Origin of the sequence: Flavobacterium cheongpyeongense (genome assembly GCF_003202435.1) — a bacterium.
Classification (GTDB): Bacteria; Bacteroidota; Bacteroidia; order Flavobacteriales; family Flavobacteriaceae; genus Flavobacterium; species Flavobacterium cheongpyeongense.
Genome location: NZ_QJHK01000017.1, coordinates 1 through 21,534, shown reverse-complemented (window position 1 = coordinate 21,534; position 21,534 = coordinate 1). Strand labels below are relative to the sequence as shown.

Annotated in this window: 21 protein-coding genes and 1 pseudogene; 5 read left to right on the top strand and 17 right to left on the bottom strand. The window is 32.7% G+C overall.

Annotated elements, in window-relative coordinates; translation table 11 throughout:
- Positions 1 to 224: 224 nt before the first annotated feature.
- The 13 genes from DMB65_RS17065 to DMB65_RS17000 all read right to left on the bottom strand — a co-directional run bounded on the left by DMB65_RS17065 (position 225) and on the right by DMB65_RS17000 (position 14,532).
- Positions 225 to 440, bottom strand: coding sequence for a hypothetical protein (locus DMB65_RS17065; RefSeq protein WP_110307831.1), 216 nt, complete (start codon positions 438 to 440; stop codon positions 225 to 227).
- Between the two features lie 691 nt (positions 441 to 1,131).
- The gene (locus tag DMB65_RS17055) at positions 1,132 to 1,812 is read right to left on the bottom strand and encodes an ATP-binding cassette domain-containing protein (protein WP_110307829.1); all 681 of its coding nucleotides are present in this window, start codon (positions 1,810 to 1,812) and stop codon (positions 1,132 to 1,134) included.
- Positions 1,812 to 2,726: an ABC transporter permease gene (locus DMB65_RS17050; RefSeq protein ID WP_123955357.1), complete on the bottom strand. Its 915-nt coding sequence runs from the start codon at positions 2,724 to 2,726 to the stop codon at positions 1,812 to 1,814. Before DMB65_RS17050 ends, DMB65_RS17055 begins: the two co-directional genes overlap by 1 nt.
- 427 nt (positions 2,727 to 3,153) lie before the next feature.
- Positions 3,154 to 3,948 (bottom strand): hypothetical protein, encoded by a 795-nt coding sequence (locus DMB65_RS17045; RefSeq protein WP_110307827.1) that lies wholly within the window; start codon positions 3,946 to 3,948, stop codon positions 3,154 to 3,156.
- A 222-nt stretch (positions 3,949 to 4,170) separates the two neighbouring features.
- Positions 4,171 to 4,626, bottom strand: a complete 456-nt coding sequence (locus DMB65_RS17040; RefSeq protein ID WP_110307826.1) for a hypothetical protein — start codon at positions 4,624 to 4,626, stop codon at positions 4,171 to 4,173.
- 357 nt (positions 4,627 to 4,983) lie between these two features.
- Entirely contained in the window at positions 4,984 to 5,829 is an 846-nt protein-coding gene (locus DMB65_RS17035; RefSeq protein WP_110307825.1) for an acyl-CoA thioester hydrolase/BAAT C-terminal domain-containing protein, read from the bottom strand.
- Positions 5,830 to 5,901: 72 nt separating this feature from the next.
- A complete protein-coding gene (locus DMB65_RS17030; RefSeq protein WP_110307824.1) occupies positions 5,902 to 6,303 on the bottom strand; it encodes a Crp/Fnr family transcriptional regulator in 402 nt (133 codons plus the stop codon).
- Positions 6,304 to 6,660: 357 nt separating this feature from the next.
- Positions 6,661 to 7,176, bottom strand: a complete 516-nt coding sequence (locus tag DMB65_RS17025) for a hypothetical protein (protein ID WP_110307823.1) — start codon at positions 7,174 to 7,176, stop codon at positions 6,661 to 6,663.
- 346 nt (positions 7,177 to 7,522) lie between these two features.
- Entirely contained in the window at positions 7,523 to 10,000 is a 2,478-nt protein-coding gene (locus DMB65_RS17020) for an AAA family ATPase (RefSeq protein ID WP_110307822.1), read from the bottom strand.
- A gap of 427 nt (positions 10,001 to 10,427) precedes the next feature.
- The gene (locus DMB65_RS17015) at positions 10,428 to 11,846 is read right to left on the bottom strand and encodes an SDR family oxidoreductase (RefSeq protein ID WP_110307821.1); all 1,419 of its coding nucleotides are present in this window, start codon (positions 11,844 to 11,846) and stop codon (positions 10,428 to 10,430) included.
- Positions 11,847 to 11,850: 4 nt separating this feature from the next.
- Positions 11,851 to 12,534 carry an SDR family NAD(P)-dependent oxidoreductase gene (locus DMB65_RS17010; protein ID WP_110307820.1) on the bottom strand — a complete coding sequence of 228 codons (684 nt, stop codon included), beginning with the start codon at positions 12,532 to 12,534 and terminating at the stop codon, positions 11,851 to 11,853.
- Between the two features lie 34 nt (positions 12,535 to 12,568).
- Positions 12,569 to 13,873 carry an ABC1 kinase family protein gene (locus tag DMB65_RS17005; protein WP_110307819.1) on the bottom strand — a complete coding sequence of 435 codons (1,305 nt, stop codon included), beginning with the start codon at positions 13,871 to 13,873 and terminating at the stop codon, positions 12,569 to 12,571.
- Positions 13,870 to 14,532 carry a TetR family transcriptional regulator C-terminal domain-containing protein gene (locus DMB65_RS17000; RefSeq protein WP_110307818.1) on the bottom strand — a complete coding sequence of 221 codons (663 nt, stop codon included), beginning with the start codon at positions 14,530 to 14,532 and terminating at the stop codon, positions 13,870 to 13,872. The genes DMB65_RS17005 and DMB65_RS17000 overlap by 4 nt, the downstream gene beginning before the upstream one ends.
- Positions 14,533 to 14,631: 99 nt before the next feature.
- On the opposite strand from DMB65_RS17000, the gene DMB65_RS16995 reads away from it, so the two are divergent.
- The gene (locus tag DMB65_RS16995) at positions 14,632 to 15,543 is read left to right on the top strand and encodes a TIGR01777 family oxidoreductase (protein WP_110307817.1); all 912 of its coding nucleotides are present in this window, start codon (positions 14,632 to 14,634) and stop codon (positions 15,541 to 15,543) included.
- Between the two features lie 7 nt (positions 15,544 to 15,550).
- On the opposite strand, the gene DMB65_RS16990 is transcribed toward DMB65_RS16995, so the two are convergent.
- From DMB65_RS16990 to DMB65_RS16975, 4 genes are all read right to left on the bottom strand, one after another.
- A complete protein-coding gene (locus DMB65_RS16990) occupies positions 15,551 to 16,120 on the bottom strand; it encodes a YceI family protein (protein ID WP_110307816.1) in 570 nt (189 codons plus the stop codon).
- 218 nt (positions 16,121 to 16,338) lie between these two features.
- The gene (locus DMB65_RS16985) at positions 16,339 to 16,731 is read right to left on the bottom strand and encodes a VOC family protein (RefSeq protein ID WP_110307815.1); all 393 of its coding nucleotides are present in this window, start codon (positions 16,729 to 16,731) and stop codon (positions 16,339 to 16,341) included.
- Between the two features lie 42 nt (positions 16,732 to 16,773).
- A complete protein-coding gene (locus DMB65_RS16980; RefSeq protein ID WP_110307814.1) occupies positions 16,774 to 17,322 on the bottom strand; it encodes an acyl-CoA thioesterase in 549 nt (182 codons plus the stop codon).
- 41 nt (positions 17,323 to 17,363) lie between these two features.
- A complete protein-coding gene (locus tag DMB65_RS16975; protein ID WP_110307813.1) occupies positions 17,364 to 18,737 on the bottom strand; it encodes a DNA recombination protein RmuC in 1,374 nt (457 codons plus the stop codon).
- Positions 18,738 to 18,928: 191 nt separating this feature from the next.
- On the opposite strand from DMB65_RS16975, the gene DMB65_RS16970 reads away from it, so the two are divergent.
- From DMB65_RS16970 to DMB65_RS16955, 4 genes and pseudogenes are all read left to right on the top strand, one after another.
- Positions 18,929 to 19,792 carry a protease complex subunit PrcB family protein gene (locus DMB65_RS16970; protein ID WP_110307812.1) on the top strand — a complete coding sequence of 288 codons (864 nt, stop codon included), beginning with the start codon at positions 18,929 to 18,931 and terminating at the stop codon, positions 19,790 to 19,792.
- A 7-nt stretch (positions 19,793 to 19,799) separates the two neighbouring features.
- A complete protein-coding gene (locus DMB65_RS16965) occupies positions 19,800 to 20,198 on the top strand; it encodes a hypothetical protein (protein ID WP_110307811.1) in 399 nt (132 codons plus the stop codon).
- A gap of 50 nt (positions 20,199 to 20,248) precedes the next feature.
- Positions 20,249 to 20,800 (top strand): RNA polymerase sigma factor, encoded by a 552-nt coding sequence (locus DMB65_RS16960; protein ID WP_110307810.1) that lies wholly within the window; start codon positions 20,249 to 20,251, stop codon positions 20,798 to 20,800.
- Positions 20,797 to 21,534: pseudogene (locus tag DMB65_RS16955) on the top strand (hypothetical protein); the annotation flags it as partial. The gene DMB65_RS16960 and the pseudogene DMB65_RS16955, both read left to right, overlap by 4 nt.

The following is a 21,534-nucleotide window of genomic DNA, read 5'->3' as shown; positions in this document are numbered from 1 at the left end:
GAACGGAATTCCATACTCGAAAAACAACACACTTTTTAGAACAGTGTCAGTTGTGAATAACTTTACGATGCTTTACATAGGAGCTGATGTTATGATCTGGCTTTTTATTTAAGTTCTTTTAATATTACTTTTAGTCCGTGCCCGATTGTGTCGTTCTTGCTTCTGTAACATAACAATTCAAAGTATTTATTATCACTATAAAATTTCAAAGGTTTTATAACAGCCTATTTGTAAAATTCTTTTTCTCCTCTTCCAAGTTCAACGTTTTCAAAATAGACAGTATCGTTTCTGAACTTATAGTTACCATTAATTTCTGTGATACCAAAGCAAACGCTTTTTGCTGTAAATTCATTATTATCTTTAAGTTTCAAAGTCATCATACAACCTGCGACTCCTTCTCTTTCTGCAATTAAGACATTTTTACCTTCAAAATTCTTCAAAGTTTATAAATCCAAATGGTTTAAGAAAGGTCAAAGTCAAAACTGTTATTAGCAAACCAATTGTTAGTATTCTTTTCTTGTCTTTGAAATTGTCTTTAAAAGCAAAGTAAAGTTCTCGAATTAATGCAAGTCCAAGTCCAACATAAACAATGAATAATATAAAGAAAGCAGGGAATGTTAAAAAGTAAAGTTTTCCTTTCCAATAGTATGATGTGTTTACTATGATACAGAAAACGATTATTGTTATTATTAGCCTCTTATTTTTCAAATTTCCCTTTGTTTATTTTCTGTTTAAGCTTGCACATAACATCAGTTTGTCTCAAAACCTCCGTTTTTATTATTTTGAACATAAGTATAGTTGATTTAAACTACAAAAAAATAACTTTCGGGAAAAAGTAACCTCTGGTTTGCTGCCCAAAAATCAGGGTGGCAAAAGGCTTTAAAAGGAATTGTATGAACATGAAAAAACAAGGCTAGTGCGTAATACCTCATATACTCAGTGGTGTACTCGGGTTTTCTGAATTACTCCACAAAAAGAGGAATCCCAATCCTCTTAAAATCTTCCTGATTTTTACGATACTTCATAGTAACGGAGTCTCAGTGGTTCCGTTCAACAAGGTTTTCATTACTTCGTCAGTTTGCTTTTCGGGTGTTGGCTCTTCGAACCCAACCCTAGCTGTTAATAACCGTTTTATTTTAAGTTTAATTTTTCTATTTTATTTCCGATTGTAAACGCTTTCATTTCACTTTCTAAATTGCGAAATTCCTCCTTCAAAACTGTCTTAATTATTTTTCCGTTTTTCAATAAAAATATTTCATCGCAAGTGTCGTTTAGTGTCGAAAAAATGTGAGATGAAATTATTATTGATTTTCCCATTCCTTTCAATTTATGAATTATTTCAGTAATTATGATGTTACTGTGAATATCAACACCATTAAAAGGCTCGTCTAAAATAAATAATTTATTTTCTTGTAATAATATTGCTGTAAATGCGAGTTTTTTTCTCATACCAGTTGAATATTTTACTGCATATTCATTCAATGGTAAATCAAAAATATTTTTTTCTTTTATATCAGGATAGATTACATTTCTGGCATTGCATAATAACTGAATATACTCATTACCTGTTATTTTTGAAAAAAAGAAGGGTTCTGTTTGTAAATAGCCCAAAAAATCTTTAGGTTTTCCATATTCACAATGGATTGCTCCATTGTATTTTTCTAATCCAGCAATACATTTGAACAAAGTCGTTTTTCCTGCACCATTTTCGCCAACAATTCCATAAACTTTTCCTTTTTCAAAATTCAGGTTAATATTTTCTAAAACTAGTTTAGAACCGTATGATTTTGACAAGTTTTCAATGCTAATCATTATAATATTTCTTTTAATTTTTTCGTTGATTGAATGTACAGATAAGGAATAATGAACAATAATAATGGTGGAAACCAAAATGTTAAAGCAAATACAATTCCGAATCTAATATTTAATTTCTCAGGAAATACTGAATATTTTGCTAACATAGTTGTGAAAATAAATAAATATCCTAAAAATTGAAAAACTACTATTATATCAATTTTTGTATAGAAAAACAGAGCTAAAGTTATAAGTATTGGTAAGCACAAAATAGTTGAATATTGAATGATGTTTTTTAACTTATATCTTATAAATTCTTTTGGTGTCATAGAAAATACCCAAACATAAAATTCATTTTCTGAATTTGTATAATGATTAAGACAAGAAAGTAAAGTCAGAATTAATGAAAAAATACCCAAATTAAAATTATTAACACTAATTGACATAAAGGTCAAAAAATAAGCAAAGAAATAGATCAAATAATTTGACCTAAATCCTACTATAAACTCAAACGGATACTTATAAAAAGGAGTTGGTATTGTAAAGCTTGATTTGTTTTTAAAATCTAGTAGAGAAAAAAGACAAACCGAAATAAAAAGTAAAATCGAACTCAAATACTTTTCTTGAAATAGTAAAAAGGTTATGAATACTATTGAAACAATTAGGTTTTCAACTATTCTTATTTTAATATACTCCGTTTTAGAATAACAAAGCTTCAAAAAATCGTTTCTGTTTATTTCATTCAATTTTATTACTAAACTTAAAGCCAATACAATATAGATATATTCAGCAAATTGAGTTTTTTCAAATAATTTTATTGAAATACCAATAAATGCAAAAAGACCAACAACATAACCAATTACGGGTTCAATTCCCCATTCGGTTAATTGCCTGTTTAACATTTTGAATTGTAAAATAAAATATTGTTTCATTATTTTTGGATGCGCTAAAATGTCGGCTAACATCAGTTTGTCTCAAAACCTCCGTTTTTTATTATTTTGAACGTAAATATAGTTGATTTAAACTACAAAAAAATAGCTTTCGGTGAAAAGTAAACTGGTTTGCTACCCAAAAATCAGGGTGGCAAAAGGCTTTAAAATGAGTTGTATGAACACGAAAAAACAAAGCCAGCGCGTACTTGCCAGCATACGCTCGGTGGTGAACGGAGGTTTTCCGAATTACTCCACAAAAAAAGAGGAATCCACATCCTCTGGAAATCCTCCTGATTGTTTTACGATAACTCATAGTGACGGAGTCTTAGTGGTTCCATTTAACAAGGGTTTTATTACTTCTTCAGTTGCCTAAAAGCTTGGGTGTTGGCTTTTCGAACCCAACGAACCCTGGCTGTTAGGCGACGTATTAATTTGCTACGTAGTAAAAATAGTTTTTATTTATTTTTTCAGATCTCATAATTTGGAATAGAAAATTATCCTTTTCCATTTCTCCTTGCTGATTAAAATAATAACCATATGAATTATCCGTAAAGCCATCAATTATATAGAAAATGCCTTTATGGGTCTTTATGGCTGAATAAATCTTCAAATCTTTAAGCAATTCTAAAAGTTTGATTTGTTTTTTGGAATAACTATCTTTTATATTAGTTTCGATTTGATTTGAAATTGGGAAAGGAGAATCTGAAGGAATAGAATATTTCCAATATCGATTATTTTCTTTGTACACATTATCAATTCTCTGAAGGTTATTTTGGGATAAGAAGATATCATTTTTACTTTCTAAAATAAGCTTCGAAAGCCCGTCAATTTTTTTTAGATTTTCATTTAAATAACTTTCTAAGGAACTTCTTTTTTCTACTCCTTTGCCTAAAAATTGATTTGGCATATTCATGGACTCTTTCTGTGAAATTTTATATTTATTGGAAAATGCACCCCAAATGAAATTTGGAACCTCACTTGCGAGATGAATAGTATCTAAAGCCCAGACTTTCTCTCTCTTCAAAGGTCTCATGTCCCATTTTGAAAAAGGTTTAATATTCATTAGAAAGGTTTCTAATAATGTTGAATCTTTTTCAGTTGAAGACACTAAAAACTCAAATATTTGGAGATCATACTTTTTATTCTTTTCAGGAAATTCTTGTCCGAATCCAATTGTAGTAATTCCAAGAAGAAAATATAATATAATTAGTTTTTTTTTCATCGTTTTTTAAGTATGTCGCCTAATGGAGTCACGCAAAGGAATTTCACCCTACGTTCCCCCCTGCGTAAAGTCTTCAGACTTTACGCAGGGGGGAAAATCTTCCAAATACAAAACCAACTTTCCATTAAGCCAAATGCCAAATCCGTTGTAGGCTCATAGTGGGCGTTTTTTTATTTCGTTTGTCATTAATATTTCCACTTAAAATAAAAGGCATTTAGCATTTTATTGAATTATTTTTTCTTCATTATCCAAATATAAAATATCTTTTGGTATAAGGTTATTTTGGAAATACTTTATATTCGCTTTTGTCCAAAAGTTTAGTTTTATAGTTCCCATCGTTCCGTTATCTAGCCAATTTCCATCTTTGTCTTGAACTTCTAATTTCCACTTATAAGCTTTTCCGTTTTTAGAAAATTCTTTAAGTCTAGCAATCCCAGTTAAGCCGAAAAGAAGTTGATTCAGCATTTCATTAGTTTCATATTCTGTAAAATCAAAATGCCAATGAAATGCTCCAAAATAAAGTGTGCTCTCACGATGATTTGTTTGCAAATAAATATTAAAACCGTTTTTGTCGTGACAAAATATTTTAAGTTCAGAATTACTTTTTTTATTAAATTTAATATTGGGATACTTAACTATTTTGTCAACTACAAAGTCAATAATATTCGTTTCGTTCATTTAATTTTTAGATTTCAAATTGCGATAGATTTCCGTTTTTGCGCTAAAATGCCCACCAATCGAGTCACGCAAGGGAATTTCACCCCTACATTCTCACGAAACCGTGCTTGAAAGTCTCCCTTCACACGGCTCTTCATGTCCATAAATCACACTAAATTAATTCAATTTATGGGTATTCCGCTGGCAAAATCTTCAGACTTTACGCAGGGCGCGATAGCCTCTTGAAATTCTTATAACTCATTTATCGAAAAACCCATAGTAGCGGAATCTCAGCGGTTCCGTTCAACACGGGCTTCATTGTTCGTGCTTCGCACGCAACGAATCCCTTGCTGTTAGATGCTGGCGTTATTTCTAACGCTATTTCTTCGCAAAGTTGCTTTCTAAAAAATTAGAAATTAAATCAAAATGTTTTAGCGGTTCTGCGTGTCCGCCTTCAATTGCTTTATGTTCGTAATGGTACTTGAAGTTATTGTTTTTAAATCTTGCTATCATAGTTTCTGCCATAGGTGTTGATGGGCAAATTTCATCCTTTGTCGCAGATAACAGAAATACCGCTCCCTTGATATTTTCAATTTTAATAGTTGCTTTTTCTACTGCAATTGTATCTTTTAGCATTGCCTCAAAAGTCCCTCTTAAATCTCGTTTCATTAAAAAGGGGACTGCCTCATCATTTACAGGTACAAAAGATAGCTCTTTGCTTTGATAAGTCCAGCAAGAGGTGGTGAAATGATTGGTGTGTCCGGGAAACACTGCATTACTTCCTACTATACTCACCACACAATCTATATCTTTATAATAACTGGCTATCAATAAAGCTAAATCAGCACCTCTCGACCCACCGATTATAGCGATTTTCTTTTTGTTTATCAGTTTATTTTTTGATGCAATTTTAATGGCATTGTAAACATCTTCAATTGCAATCTTATTGAGGGTATCGGGAGTGCCTTTGCAACCAAAGTAGCCTAATGCTAAAAAAGCATACCCTTTTTCAATAAATTGGTCTCTGTTTTTTTTCCAATAATCGCTTGTCCAAGCATTACCGCCCTCTGAACCTCCAAGTCCAACAATAAGTGGTTGGTTTTTGTTTTTGCCTAAATATAGAACACTCTCAACATTAGGTGTCTGTAAAGTAATTTGAGCAAAAGCGTTAGCTGAAAATATCAGCAGAAAAACAGAAAAAGAATGTCTACAGAATTTTATCATTTCAATGAGTTTTAAATTTGGCGACAAATATATTTCTATGTACTTAGTTAATTTTTGACCTATATCAAAAAATCATTTTTCTGCTCTAATTCTGCTTAATGTTTCTTGAGTTATGCCCAAATAGGAAGCTATCATTCCAAGTGGAATTCTATGGTGTATGTCGTGATAGGTAGCAATAAAATGATTGTATTTTTCTTTTGCACTTGTGAACCTCATTGATGTTATTCTTTCCAACAGGTGTCCAAGAACAGTTCCCATAGAAAGTCTTGCATAGCGTTCCATTTCAGGATGGTTATTAAATAAATACATCAAGTCAGATACGTTTAAACAAAATGCTTCGGTGTCTTCTATGGCATCAATGTAATAAATATCAGTTTGTCTGGTTCTTAAACTACGGGGCGAATTGCTCCATTCACCCTCTGCGGGAAAATATTCACTAATTTCTTTTCCATCTTTGATGAAGTAGGTTCGCAATAGTCCTTTTTGAATAAAATAGCTTTTCGTACAAACTGTAGCAGCATCATGTACAAGTTCCCCTTTTTTAAAAGTCTTGAATACAATTCTGTTAGCAAGTTCAGCTTTTAAAGTGTCACTTAGTTTTATGTATTTTTCAAAGTGACTGAATATTTTTTCTGTCTGTTCGATAAGTCTATTTGTTTATTATTTGTAATGCTGTTCGATTCGCTTGCAGCTAACGTTCTGGCACTACCGGGTTTGGGACTAAATTAAGCTCTATTTTCGGATTTGCCAAATCATCCCAAATACAAGACCATTTTTCCATTAAGCCTATTGCCCAAATCCGTTGTAGCATCTGTTGGCGGTTCGGTTTTTTTATGCGTTTTTTTTCTGATTATCAATAAATTTAGCTATTCTACTGCTATTTGTTATTAATAAATATCCAAGAATAACTTTAAAGAAGTCAAACAAAATCCATCCAGTTTTTGGATAATCTTTGAATAAACTTTCTTGCTGAAAAAAAATAAATATTTCTCTTAGTAAAAGAGGAATATTTTCCACGAATATTAAACCACCAATCACAATTGTTGCAATTGAAATAATTGTAAAGCTTTTGGAATTTAACTCGATGTTTTGAGTTTCAAAATCTCTGTCCAGTTTTAGTTTTTCTATTATCCAAGATGTTTTATAAACACAAAGTCTAAAGACAAAATAATAAATAAATAATATTGCTAAAAAAATTATAGCTAATATTGTTAAGCTTTCAAAATCTCCAATTTGATAAGCAGAATACATAGATGAAAACCATTGAGGAATCACTGTTAATGCACCTAAAATTAAAAGTAAGCCTAAAATTTTTATTAAGATTCTCCAGAATGTGTTAATTGTCATTTATCTATATTTAATTTATTATCAAGTTTTCTCGTTTTCGTTTGGCAAACTGACCGCTAATCGAGTCACGCAAGGGAATTTCACCCCTACATTCTCACGAAACCGTGCTTGAAAGTCTCCCTTCACACGGCTCTTCATGTCCATAAATCACACTAAATTAATTCAATTTATGGGTATTCCGCTGGCAAAATCTTCAGACTTTACGCAAGGAGCGATAGCCTCTTGAAATTCTTATAACTCATTTATCGAAAAACCCATAGTAGCGGAATCTCAGCAGTTCCGTTCAACACGGGCTTCATTGTTCGTGCTGCGCACGCAACGAATCCCTTGCTGTTGTGGGCAGTACTTATTTATTTTTTGTTTGAATGTTATTCAAGTCGTTGCTTAAGTTTTCATTAATGTGGTCTAATGGTTTACCAAACATTTTGATTACTGCAATTGCTTGTTTATCTTGCTCTTCATTTAAATAGTTTATAAATGCTTTAACGGTTTCAACTCTTTCATTCAAATTTCTTCTACCATTAATGTCTGATTCTGGAAACAAATTATTAATTTTTTCAAAATGCTCTTTGTTATAAATTGGAGTATCTTGTAATATCAAGTCTATGTAATGAAATCTTTTTATTAGTTCCTTAAAATAATAATAACCTTTCGTTGAAATACCTAATTCTATTTCTAATTCTAAATTTGTTATTTCAATATCTGAAATAAATTCATCAGATTCAAGTAATTCCATTTGTATCATTTTTTTAATAGATGATGTAATTACGTTTGTTCTGTAACCCAATTCTTTGAAAAAATCTACAATATGGACTAAAGATATAAATTTATTTGTATTTCCCTTATTATCAAAGTTTTCACAAAATTTCTGTAAAATGAAAAAATTTATAAAATGATCGTTTGTTTCTTTTGGTGGAAGAAATATGTTGTTTATAATGCTGAATTCAGAATTATAATATAACTTGTTTTGCAACCCAAGTGCTTTTATAAATTCATGTATTGGAATAATCTGTTTATTTGGTCTATCAACCTCTTTATAGATCTCTCTTAAAATATAGTTACTAACATCTGTATGACCTGATGTTAAGAATTGTTTAAAAACGAGAAGTCCTTCTCTAATATTTGGATAAGTTGTAAAGCTTAAATAATCAATTAATTCGCTATTTTTTTCAGAAAAAAGGGAGTCTTTCAGACCTGACAAAAATTCAATAACAGATTGATTCGTCATTTCGATTTTTAATCCTTTTTTTGTTATTGATGAAGTTGTACCCGACAAAGTAGTTAAATGCTCAAGAGTGTAATTTATTCTTCGCAATAAAACTTCAGAATATTTAGGTGCTGTTATATGGTAAACATTTGATATATATGCGTCAAATGGTGGTTTGTTCCTCCATTTATAATAATATCCTTCTCTTAATGAAAATATCACACCACAATTTGAGTTTTTTGATAAAGAATGGGAGTAAAAAAATACTTTTTCTTGAATTGCTATTTTATACTGGTCTGCATTATCAATTATAACAATTATTCTTTTTCTTCTATCTCTTATCAAATACTTGTTTAGGTATTCTAAATGTTTTGAAAAGTCTTTTAATTGAGTAATAAAAAATTCTGAAACTAGTCTTTCATAAATATCAGAATTATTTAATGCGTATAGCCAAATACTTTCATTATTATTTTTTATCTCTCTAGAATATATTCGTTTTAAAGTTTTGAGGCTATGCAATTCTAAACTTGAATATTTATCTATTATTTTTTCATATATTTCTTTAGAAATATTATTTGGCTCAAATGAATTATAAGTTTCGTAAAACTCTCTAAAATCTATATAGATAGTTAGATGATTTGCTTCAAATTCTTCATCTTTAGTTCTGAAAAGGTGATTAATAAATGTTGTTTTACCTGCACCTTTAGTACCAATAATTATTATTGGTTTTGGAGGTGTTGCATTCTTAATTGAAATTTCATCATTATTAATTTCAGTTGATATTTGATTTACGATGTTCTTAGTATTTACAGCTTTAACAACATTTGAAATTTGAGGTGCTTTATCTTCAAATAAGCGTTCAATTTCATCACGATTTTTTTTAGTCTCAATATTTTCAACAAAGCATTCTTTTATGAAATCTATATCATCTTCTAGCGATGATGAAAAAATCTCGCCAAAAAACCTATCAATTAATGGCGATATTTGAGCACTTAAATTATTTCTGTCAATTTCTTTTTCTCTTTTTATTAAAGTAGATAAAATTGTTTTTGCTTCTTTTTCAATTGGTAAATAATTAAATTTAAAACCACCATTATTAATAATAGAAAATTTAGAAGTATTTTCATAAAACTCTACAAATCTGTTTTCGATATCTTCAATACTATGAAAAATCAAACAATCATTTTCTTTCCAATCTATTCCGTCAGAGTTGTAAAATTTTGCAATAATAAATTGTTTGCCATTTGTTATCATTCCATATTGTAAACCAATGTCTCCACAATAATTTCTAATTTGAGTAATTACATCAAGGTTTTCTTTATAAATATTTTTCAATTTAACTTTTTTATGTGAAGATGGTAAAATAAACTCCTTGTAATTACGTTTTGCTTCAATAACAAAGGATATAGATGGACAATTAATTTTGTAATCAAAAAAGCCTGAATCTAAATGTCCCTCTCTTTTAATATCATTTTCGCTCCAACCTAAAATATTTATTAGATAGCTATCTATAATTTTCGACCTTGTATCTGACTCATTATTATCGTCTAGAATAAAACTATTTATTGAATTTTTTAATCTATCAAATTCATTTTTTGCTTCATCGATTTTTTTCATTTATTCAATCTTTTTCTTTTACCTACGATTTTCAATAGTATTGCCTACAACTAATATATAGTCGCTACTAAATAGCGACTATCCCTCCTTTTTAGGAAACAAACCCGCTATTCAGTAGCGTATACTTTGTAAATATACATTTTAATTATTATCCTACAAATTATCAGACATACGTATTATTTTTCGAATGCTTTTATCGCTCACTTCGGTATACAGCAAAGTGATTTTGATCGTATCGGGAAGTTAAAGGCTACTGTTATACTTTAAACAGCAGTATATTTTATTTGCAAATGTAAACTCTCTATTTCTTATAAAAACTAATTTCATAGCCCAGATGTGAACGGCATCTCCCGCTTAGAAAAACAAGGCTTTTGCCGTAGTTTTTGTTAGCGGGAATACAGTGTACAGCTGGATCAAGCTCCTGAAACTACTTAATGAGTTTATTGAGCATTCCGTTGAAGATAAAGCCGTGGAAAGGCAGAACGGAATACCAGTATAATTTTCCTAAGAACCCGTCTGGCTTAAAAGTTGCAGCCTGATATAAGGTGTTGTGAATGATTTTGAATTCGAGCCATGCTTCGCCGGGTAATTTCATCTCGGCGTATAAAATCAGTTTCCCTTCTTTTTTATCGGCATAGAGAACGCGCCAAAAATCGAGTGCGTCTCCGGGATAAATGTTGTGCTTATTGGTTCTGCCGCGACGGGAGCCCACGCCTCCGGCGAGTTTATCAATAAATCCCCTTAAACTCCAGAGCCAATCGCCATAATACCAGCCGGTTTCACCTCCTATCGACCAGATTTGATTAATCGTAAAGTCACGATCGATAATTTCTTTTTTTCGCCGATCGGTATAACAGCCTTTTTTGGGGACTTTTAGATGTGACGAAATACTTTGGCTGAACCTTCCGCTCACGAGGGAGTCTTTCCAGCTTGAAGCCACTTTGTCTTCATCGACTTTTAATAAGGCTCTTGAAAGTGCTTCTTTGTAACTGATGGGCTGAACGCTCAAAAGTTGATTGATCCGGTTATCGCTGCAGACAACCTCAACTTTCATACTGCTTACCAGAGCAGAAGCCAGTTTATAGGAAGTTGAAGTTACAAAATAGAGCCAGTAGGATGACAGCTTAGGTGTCATTACCGGAATGGTAAAAATATATCTTTTGAGTTTTTTTGCTTTGGCAAAAGCCAGTAACATTTCTTTGTATGTTAAAATATCCGGGCCTCCAATATCAAAACTTTGGTTATAGGTAAGCGGATTTAAAAGGGATTTTGAAAGGAATTCCAACACATCATTGATCGCAATCGGCTGGCATTTTGTATTGAGCCATTTGGGCGTAATCATGACAGGAAGCTTGTTGACCAGATCACGGATAATTTCGAAAGAAGCACTTCCTGAGCCTACAATGATTCCTGCCCGTAACGTGGTTAGCGGGACTGTTGATTTTGATAAAATACTTTCGACATTTTTTCTTGAGGTCAGGTGTTTGGATAGTGATTTATCATTTACTATTCCGCTCAAATAGAGTATCTGCTGTGCCTGGGTCTGATTTATCCTTTCAGAAAAATGGGTTGCCGAAATGCTTTCCTGTTCATCATAATTGGTAGCTGAACCAGACATCGAATGGATAAGATAAAATGCGGCATCGATATCAAGCGGAATATTTATTACAGTTGAATGGTCTAAAAAATCGACTTCAATAACCTGTATTTTTTCCTGAAAATCCTCCGGTACATAAAATCTGTTTTTGTCTCTTACACAGCAAATCACATCATGTCCCTGCGTTACCAAAACTGGCAAAATGCGTTTCCCTATGTAACCTGTGGCGCCTGTTAAGAGAATTTTCATGGTTTTAGATTTTAAAAGTCACCAGACCATAATCCATTTCGAAAATCTGACCTGAAATAGAGTTTGCTTTTTCAGAAATCAGGAAATCAACCATATTAGCCACTTCATCTGGTTTTAGATAGCTTTTCATAGGATGACGTTCTGCCATATTCTCTTTCATACGGTCGTTTCGCAAAATAGAAGCCGAGAGTGAAGTGTCTGTAATTGTGGGTGCAATAGCATTTACGCGTATTGTGGGAGCCAACTCGGCTCCTAGTGATTTTACCAAACCTTCGACACCTGCTTTTGCTGTTGCGATACTGGCATGAAAAGGCATTCCTAATTTTACGGCAACGGTACTAAATAAAACAATAGAAGGCTGTTGGCCTTTTTTTAAAACAGGCAGGTATTTCTGAATCACCTTTACGGCTCCGATGACGTTAATTTCAAAGTCATTTCTGAAATCATCGATGCTTAGGCCCGAGATCGGTTTTAAATTAATCGATCCCGGGCAATAAATCAAAGTGTCTATGTTTTCGATATCAGGAAGTTGATCCTGTACAACATTCAAATCAAAATGAGTCAGGTTTGCATGTGTCAGAGCTGGTTCTGTCCGACTGATATTAAAGACCTTATTAGCTGCTAACTGTTGCTTTAAAACAGCGTTTCCGATACCTTTACTTCCTCCAATGATTAGAATATTTTTCATTTTTGTCTGTTATTTATCATCAAATAATCGTAAATTAATATTTTAAATAATGAGCAACCTCAATTTTGGCCTTCAGATCAAACATTAAATTATACAAACCAAAGAATGTACGGTTCATGTAGATAAAATGTTTAGAGCCGCGGTTGCCATTCATTTTTTTCAGGTTGGTATCTTCTGAAAAACGTTTTCCTAATTCGGCAATTGAATTGAAGAATGTTTCATCTGCAAAATCAAAGGTTTCGTTCTGAAAAGGTTTTGTAAAAAGTGATAATAAATCATGAAACATTTCGGTAAAATAGGCGATTTCTGCCGGGGAATCGTCTTCCCGCAGGATTTCGAGTTCGAAAAGTTTATCATTGAAAAGTCCCGGATTGGTTATGACATTTTTATTAATCAATTCAAAATACGGAATATAGAAATCATTCGGAATTTGCTTCATACAGCCAAAATCCAGAGCAATCAGATGATTTTGATCGTCTACCAAAAAGTTTCCGGGATGTGGGTCTGCGTGTACTTTTCGCAATACATGAATCTGGTACATATAGAAATCCCAAAGTGCCTGCCCAATTTTGTCTCCGGTCTCCCGATCAAAATCTTTTGCTGTAAACTCAGAAAGGTGAATTCCGCTCATCCAGTCCATCGTGATGATTTTCTCTGATGAAAATTCGGGATAATAATTCGGAAAAAGAATGTTTTCGATTTTACTGCAGGCATTTACAACCTCCTGACTTTGTTGAAGTTCCAGTAAATAATTGGTTTCTTCAATCAGTTTATCCTCTACTTCTTTAAAATATTTATCCGAATCTTTTCCCTGTAGATTAAACATGCGGATGGCGATAGGTTTTACCAAAGCCAAATCAGACGAAATACTGTTCGCAACACCGGGATACTGAATTTTTACTGCCAGTTTTTTATCGCCTTTCTTTGCCAGATGCACCTGCCCTATACTGGCGGCATTAACGGAATTGGCATTGAATTCGTCAAAAATTTCATACGGTGTTTTGCCAAAATTATTTTTAAACGTTTTCAAAACCAATGGCGCTGAAAGTGGCGGAACAGAAAACTGTGACAACGAAAATTTCTCTACATACGCCTGTGGCAGAAAATTTTTGTCCATGCTCAGCATCTGGGCTACTTTTAAGGCACTCCCTTTCAGGCTTTTTAGTCCGTCATAAATATCCTCGGCATTGTTTTCGTTGAGTTTATCGCGGGTCAAATCCGGATTGACTATTTTTTCAGCATAATGTTTGACATAGTTTACGCCTATTTTTGCCCCGGTCTGTACCAGTTTTCCTGCTCGTTCTATTTTTGACGTTGGTATATAATCGATAGTTTTCATGATTTGCTGTATATTTTTTCTTTAAAGAGAAATTTTCCTAAATCTATTAGATGATTTATGGGAGCCACATTCATTAATTCGAAGGAAGCATTGACCGATTTTTCGATAAATATGTCTGTTTTTTCAAAAGCTGCAGATTCATCGTCTTTCCAGAACTTTATTGTGAGCATCAATTGAAACCAGGCACTTTCCTGAATGGCTTTCTCCTGAAACTGCTGCAGTTTTTCGACTTCAAGCCTGTAATCATCTGTGAGGATTTCAGCAACATATCCTTTGAAACTATCTCTTAATGAAGTAAGCTGCGTTAGATTTTTTAATGGATTTCTGTCCATTTTAAGCGCTTGTAAAACATAACTTCTGTTGGCTGTGAGGATTTCGAAAAACGTAAAATAAAAACTCAGCATTTTGTTTTTCATGTCATAATGCAGATAATCCGCATTTTGATGCAAAAGAGCCACTGTGTTAGCAAAAAACATTCTGAAAATTTCTTTTTCCAGGCCTTCGAGTGTCCCAAAAAAGGTATAAAATTCGGCCTCTGTAAAATCATTTTCTTTTGCAAAACGGTAAACTGATTTTGGTTTTTCGCCTTTTTCCAGAACTTCATTCATGTATATTGAAACGATATCTTCTTTACTGATTATCTTATTTTTAACAGCCATTTTTATTTAAGTTTAGAATTTGATATAAAGATAGGAAATGTTTAAGTATCTTTATGAATCCTTAAACAAAAGGAACTGTTAAATATATGATAAACTATTATGGCTAAAAACGTATTACTCACCGGAGGGTCAGGTTTTATTGGAAAATACCTTACCGACATACTCATTAACAATGGTTTTTCGGTATCTGTTTTAAGCAGATCAAACAAAAATAATACGGATTTTATTACGTATTATAAATGGGATCTGAACCGTAACTATATTGACGAAAATGCCGTTTTGAATGCAGATTTTATTATTCATCTGGCTGGCGAAGGAATTGTAGAAAAAAGATGGACGTCCAGGCGCAAAAATGACATTTTAGAAAGCCGCATAAAACCAATTGAACTTATTTACTCTGTTTTGCAAAAAAACAATAAATCATTGGATGCTTTTGTTTCTGCTTCGGCAGTAGGAATTTACGGAGCGGAAACTTCGGATGAAATCTGTAAGGAGAACACAGCTCCCGCCAATGATTTTTTAGGAACAACCTGCCAGAAATGGGAAAGTACGGCTACTAAAATAAAATCATTGGGCATCAGAACTGTAAAAATCAGAACCGGTATTGTTTTGGGCAGAAATGAAGGTTTTCTAAAAAAACTTTTACCTGGTTTTAAAATGGGTTTTGGTACCATATTAGGATCAGGAGCACAATTTGTACCCTGGATCCATATTGAAGATTTGTGCGCTGTTTATTTAAAGGCAATTCAGGATGAAAAATTAAATGGTCCTTACAATGCAACTGTCTTAGACAATACTACAAACGAAACCGTGTCTAAAACAATTGCCGGTTTGTACGGTTATTCGGTCTGGCTGCCTAAAGTGCCTGCTTTTGTACTTAAAATAGTTTTGGGCGAAATGAGTATTGCTATACTGACCGGAAAAAGGGTTTCACCTGAAAAAATTAAAAACGCAGGTTTCAGGTTTCAGTTTGAAGATCTGGAAACAGCGCTTTCAAACTGTATATCCTAAATTCAGTTTATTTTAACGTGATAAGGGTTCTTTCATCATTTCCAATAACACCATTTAATTCGGCATTGACTGTTTTGGCAATTTTAGAAGCAATTTTGTTCGGGATTTCAATATCAAAATCTGCTATGGTAATCGGAAAATCAGACCTGATCCTGATTACTCCAAATGCTTTTTTGAAGAAAGCTTTTACCGAGATCTCTTTGTATTTTCCATGAATCATCAATTTCCCTTTAATTATATATTCTTTCTCCGTTTCGTCAATATCTTTTAAATCAAATTTTGCAATTTTGCCTTTAAAAACAGCTTTGGGATACCGGTGACTTTCAACATAATTTTCGTTAAAATGCTGTTCCATCAAATCCAGTTTAAAACGAAAATCCCGCATCAAAACAGTACATAATAAAGTACTTGTTTTAGGATCTAAAACAACTGCAACCGAATTGTTTACTGCTGTGATCTCTTCAAAAAACGGGACGGAAGCTTCAAAATTCAGTATTGCTTTATTGGTAGTAATTTTTTCCTGAGCAATCACAGAACAAGTGGTAAACAGTAAAATAAAAAATACAATTCTTTTCATAATCGTCAGTATTTAAACAATTATGTCATCCGGTTTTAGACGAAGAAGAAGATCAGACTATCAGGCTCAAAAAAAATCGAATGGCGATTCAGTGAAAATGCTGTAACCCATAAATGATTACACTTAAAGTTACGGAATTTCCGGCAATAAGGATGCTGGTTTTGTGCTAAATATTTGTGAACGTTTTACAAAAGAATGTTCCTTATACTCACAAACCGTTACTGGACCGGCGTACAAATTTCAATCAAAAAACCCTCCGGATCCCTTACATAGGCGACGATCTGACCCCAGGGTTTTTTCTTGGGTTCTGTGGCCAGAACAGCTCCGAAAGAAATCGCTTTTTGTACAAGATCGCCAACATTATCGGTTATAAAACCTAATTCAATTGCAAAAGGTTTATCTTCTAAACTGCTTTCGATAAAACCTTCTTTCAGGTTTTGCAAGGCCAGTTTTTTGGAAGCGAATGAAATTGTTGTTTCGCCTGTGTTTATTTCACCATAATCATTTCCTGGCGTTATAAATTTTCTTGAAAATCCGAATGCATTTTCATAAAAAACGATCGCCTTTTCTACATCTGCTACATATAAAATTGTATATCCAAATTTTACCATTTTACTTTATTTTAAAGAATTTATCCCTATCAAGGCAGAAAATTATCCTATTTCCAGCAACACATTATACTTGTCTAAATTTACCAGGTCTTCAATCGAATTTACTTTAGCCTCCTTAGCGTGCTGTTCTATTTCTTTTTTGGTTTCAATTTGTTTGATACATTTTCTAAAACGGCGTACTTCATCCAGATTGGTTAAAATAAGTCCCGGAACCTGAACGCTTTTACCTTCTTTATCTTTTGCTACCATTGTAAAATAAGACGAGTTGCAATGTTTAACCACACCAGTCTGAATGTGCTCAGACTCAACACGTATACCGACAACCATAGAACTTCTTCCGACATAATTTACTGATGCTTTCATGGTTACCAATTCTCCAACTTCAATAGGTTTTAAAAAGTTTACCGTATCAACAGATGCTGTTACACAATAATTGCCACAAAATTTTGAAGCACATGCAAAAGCTATCTGATCCAGAAGCTGTAAAATATAACCTCCGTGAATTTTTCCGCTAAAGTTAGTATGCGACGGAAGCATCAACTCGGAAATACTAATTTTTGATGAAGAAACGGGTTTGAAATCTGTAGTCATTGGTAATCTGTTTTTAGTTTTTGGTTTATTTAAGTGGTAGTTTAATACAATAATTGATTTTCATCGGTATTGGAAGCTCTCGCAATAATATTTTCCGGAAGTGATTTTTTTGCTTTAGCCCCCATTTTTTTTAATCTTTCAACACTGGAAATCAGGTTTCCTTTTCCATCAACAAGCTTGTTCATGGCATTTTCGTATTCGGTTTTGGTGTCTTTAATTTTGTTTCCTATTTTTACTAAATCCGTTACAAAACCTTCAAACTTATCATATAATGCGCCCGCCTGACGTGCAATTTCAAAAGCATTTTCCTGTTGTTTCTGGTTGGCCCACATACTGTCAATTGTGCGTAAAGTGGCCAGTAAAGTCGTTGGTGTTACAATAACTATGTTTTTTTCGAACGCTTTATTGTACAAATTAGCATCCTGATTTAAAGCAATGGCGAAAGCGGGTTCAATAGGAACAAAAAGCAACACAAAATCGGGACTTTCAATTTGATAAAGGTCGTGATAATTTTTACTTCCCAATTGCTCAACATGTCTCTTGATGGAATTGACATGCTCTTTTAAAAGATCTGTTTTAAGAAACTCTTGTTCTTCATTTACCCATTTTTCATAAGCCGTCAGGGATACTTTTGAGTCGACAATCATTTTTTTTCCGTCAGGCAGATTAATGACTACATCCGGCAAAACACGATTACCATCAGCATTGGTAAAGCTTTGCTGCACTTCGTACTCCCGTCCTTTTTCCAGACCTGATTTTTCCAGAACGCGTTCTAAAACCAGCTCGCCCCAGTTACCCTGCATTTTACTGTCGCCTTTTAGTGCTTTTGTCAAATTTAAAGTCTCTTTGCTCATCTGGATATTCATTTCGCTTAAACCTAAAATCTGCTGACGCAAAGCAGCATGGTAGTCGATGCTCTCTTTGTGTGTCTGTTCTACTTTTTGTTCAAAACCCTGAATTTTATCCTGCAGTGGCAACAGGATGTTTTTCATGTTTATGGAATTCTGCTCTGTGAATTTTGCTGATTTTTCTTCGAGGATTTTATTGGCCAGGTTTTCGAATTCTTTGGTGAATTTTTCCTGTAATGCTGTTATTTCTGCCTTCTGTTCTTTATGGCGTTCCCACAAATTCTCAAAATCGACCTCTTTTTTAGAAAGCTGAATCGCAAGACTGTCTTTTTCGTTACGGATATTTTCTTTCTCCGAATTGATTAGATGAAGTTGTTTTTCAAAATTGTTCTTTTCATTTTGAGACTGTTCTTTCTGCAATTGAAATTGGCTGCTGGCTGCATTTAGTTTTTCGTTCAGGCTTACTTTTTCTGTTTCGGATTTGGCAACAGACATGATTTTACCTAAGTAAAACCCCAGGAACAAAGCAATCAGGAAAAGGAATAAAAAAGGAAGTAAATCGAACATATCTACGTTTATTTTTAAGTAAAAGTACGCAATAATACGTAGTCGTTAATCTTTACAATTAAAATTTCACGAATTAGTATTCATTCTAAATTAAATAAACAAATCTGTAATTTTTTTAAAAAAAGAGTAACTAACGCAACCTTTTTAAAACTATTGCATCTACTTAACATAAACCTAATAATTAAAAATTCATGAAAAAGTTAATTTTAAGCTTATTTATAGCATTTGGGATCAGTGCCTGTTCACTGAATGATGATTTACCCCAGGATACTTGTGGAGCGTATACTATTGTCCCTTTTAGCGGATTTCCTCTTCCCTGCAACTATTCGATTAAAGAACAATTTCCTAATCCTGCTGCCTTAGTTATAAACACACAGGAGAAATTGAATCAGTATTTTAATCAACATGCTAATACATGCACAGTTGCAAGTGATCCAACTATCAATTTTACTACTAATTTTTTAATTGGAATATTTTCAGGTCAAAAATCAACCACCGGTTATGGTATAAAAATTAGTTCGATAGTAGAAAATAATTGCCAGATTATTGTTAATTTTTACGAATATGGCCCACAAACTGGCGAAACGACTACTCCGTCTGTAAACTATCCGGCTGATTATGTTTTGATTCCTAAAACAACAAAACCTATCTTTTATAACAAAACTACAGAAAATAAAGACAATATTGTAATTGGAACTTTTGGCAGTGTTAACGACTTTTTTCAACTAAATGACTATAATTTTCTTAAATTCTTAAATGTTGTCAATACAGAAAATTATCAATTTGGTCAATATAAATATACCGCTACAATAAAAAGAGGTGAATATACGTTGTTTCTCAAAAGTGTCCCAACTGAAATCTTAAACTTAAAAGGCCAAACCAAAACCTACGGATCTCCAGACCCGCAAAATCAGGGTGGCGTTTATTTTGAATTACGTCAAGGTGCCAGTACAACGAAAATCTATATCGACAACACCGATACAGAAGATCAGAGTACAGAAGTGAAAGCGTTCAAGAAGGCAATTAAAGACAAAATTGTACTCTTAAAAACTTAAACGAATCATGACAAAAAAACTATTTATTTTTATTGTATTTAGCATTTTCACTACTACCTATTCATTAGAAGCCAACACAACCAAAACCGATCAGATTATTGATACCTGGGTATGGGAAAAAACGATAGGCGGAGAGAGTAATCCTTACATTTCTACTCCCAAAACAATAGGATTCAATAAAAAAATAGTTTTTACCTCTGACGGAAAAATCATCACCTACAAAGATGATGTCGAAATTCGTAACAGCACCTATGAAATCAAAAAAGGAATCAGTTTTTTTGACCAGTCAGAAAAAGAACTGATTTCTTTTGAAGGTAAAACATACATCATAGAAAGCCTTGATAATCAAAACTTAATAATAATAAGTAATGACTCTGAAGGCACGCGAACTATCTATAAAAAATAGGTTAAGAGTATAAAAAAAGTTATTTTTACCAAAACCAAACAACCCTGTTTTTGAAAGACGATTTAGACATATATATTAAACAATGTATACAAAATGACAGAACAGGACAACTGAAAATTTATCAGTTGTTCTCGCCTGTTTTATATGGTATTTGCTTAAAATATATGAAAAATGAAGACGATGCCAAGGATGTTTTTCAGGAAGCCTTTATTATTGTTTTTCAAAAAATCCATCAATATAAATTTGAGGGTAGTTTTGAAGGCTGGCTTAAACGAATTTTTATCAACAAACTGATCGAAACATTAAATAAGAAAAAAAAAGAAAGTTTCTTTTTAGATGTTTTTGATCCTGATACCGATTTCATAGAAGAGGAGGAACTGGAAATTATTCCGATCGCACAAGAAAAATTACTTGAATATATCAGAGAATTACCAGATCAGTACCGTATGGTTTTTAATTTATATGTTTTTGAAAAAATGAAACATAGAGAAATTGCAGAAAAACTCAAAATTTCAGAAGGAACCTCAAAATCCAATTTAAACAGGGCCAAAAGAATTTTACAAAAAAGGATTTTGAGTATTAAAAATTTTAAGACAGCATGAAAAAGCAAAAAATAGAAGATATTTTTTCATCAATTGAAAACTTTTCGAGTGTTCCACCACCCGAATTATGGACTAAAATTGAGGAAGAACTTAATAAACCCAAAAAGAAAAAGAGAGCAATTCTCTGGTGGTCTGCTGCTGCATGCCTTTTATTAGGATTATTGCTTCCTACTGCGTTACATTTTAATTCTGATTCATCAATCGAAACAATAAATAACGGATCGATAGAAAAAAGTATTGCTGTTGACGAAAACAAAAGAAATCTGGATAATAACAAAGCAATATCTAATGCTGAAAATAGCCCGGAAGAAGAATCTGACATTGTCAAAAGTTTATCTTTAGAGAAAATTGCAAATCAATCAAACAATTCTCAAAATGACAAAACACACAGAACAAAAATTACTCCTTTCAACTCTAATAATATAGTTAATTCCAGCATTTCTTACCCGAAATCAAACAAAAACGAAAAAACAAACCACACTGTAGCTGAAAAAACATTTATTACTGGAAGACAGCATTCTTTCAATTCTTCTGATAATAAGGTACTGCAATCTGAAAAAAGAAATCAAAACCAGACTGTAGCTGAAAAAACATTTATTACTGGAAATCAGCATTCTTTCAATTCTTCTGATAATAAGGTACTGCAATCTGAAAAAAGAAATCAAAACCAGACTGTGGCTGAAAAAACATTTATTACTGGAAATCAGCATTCTTTCAATTCTTCTGATAATAAG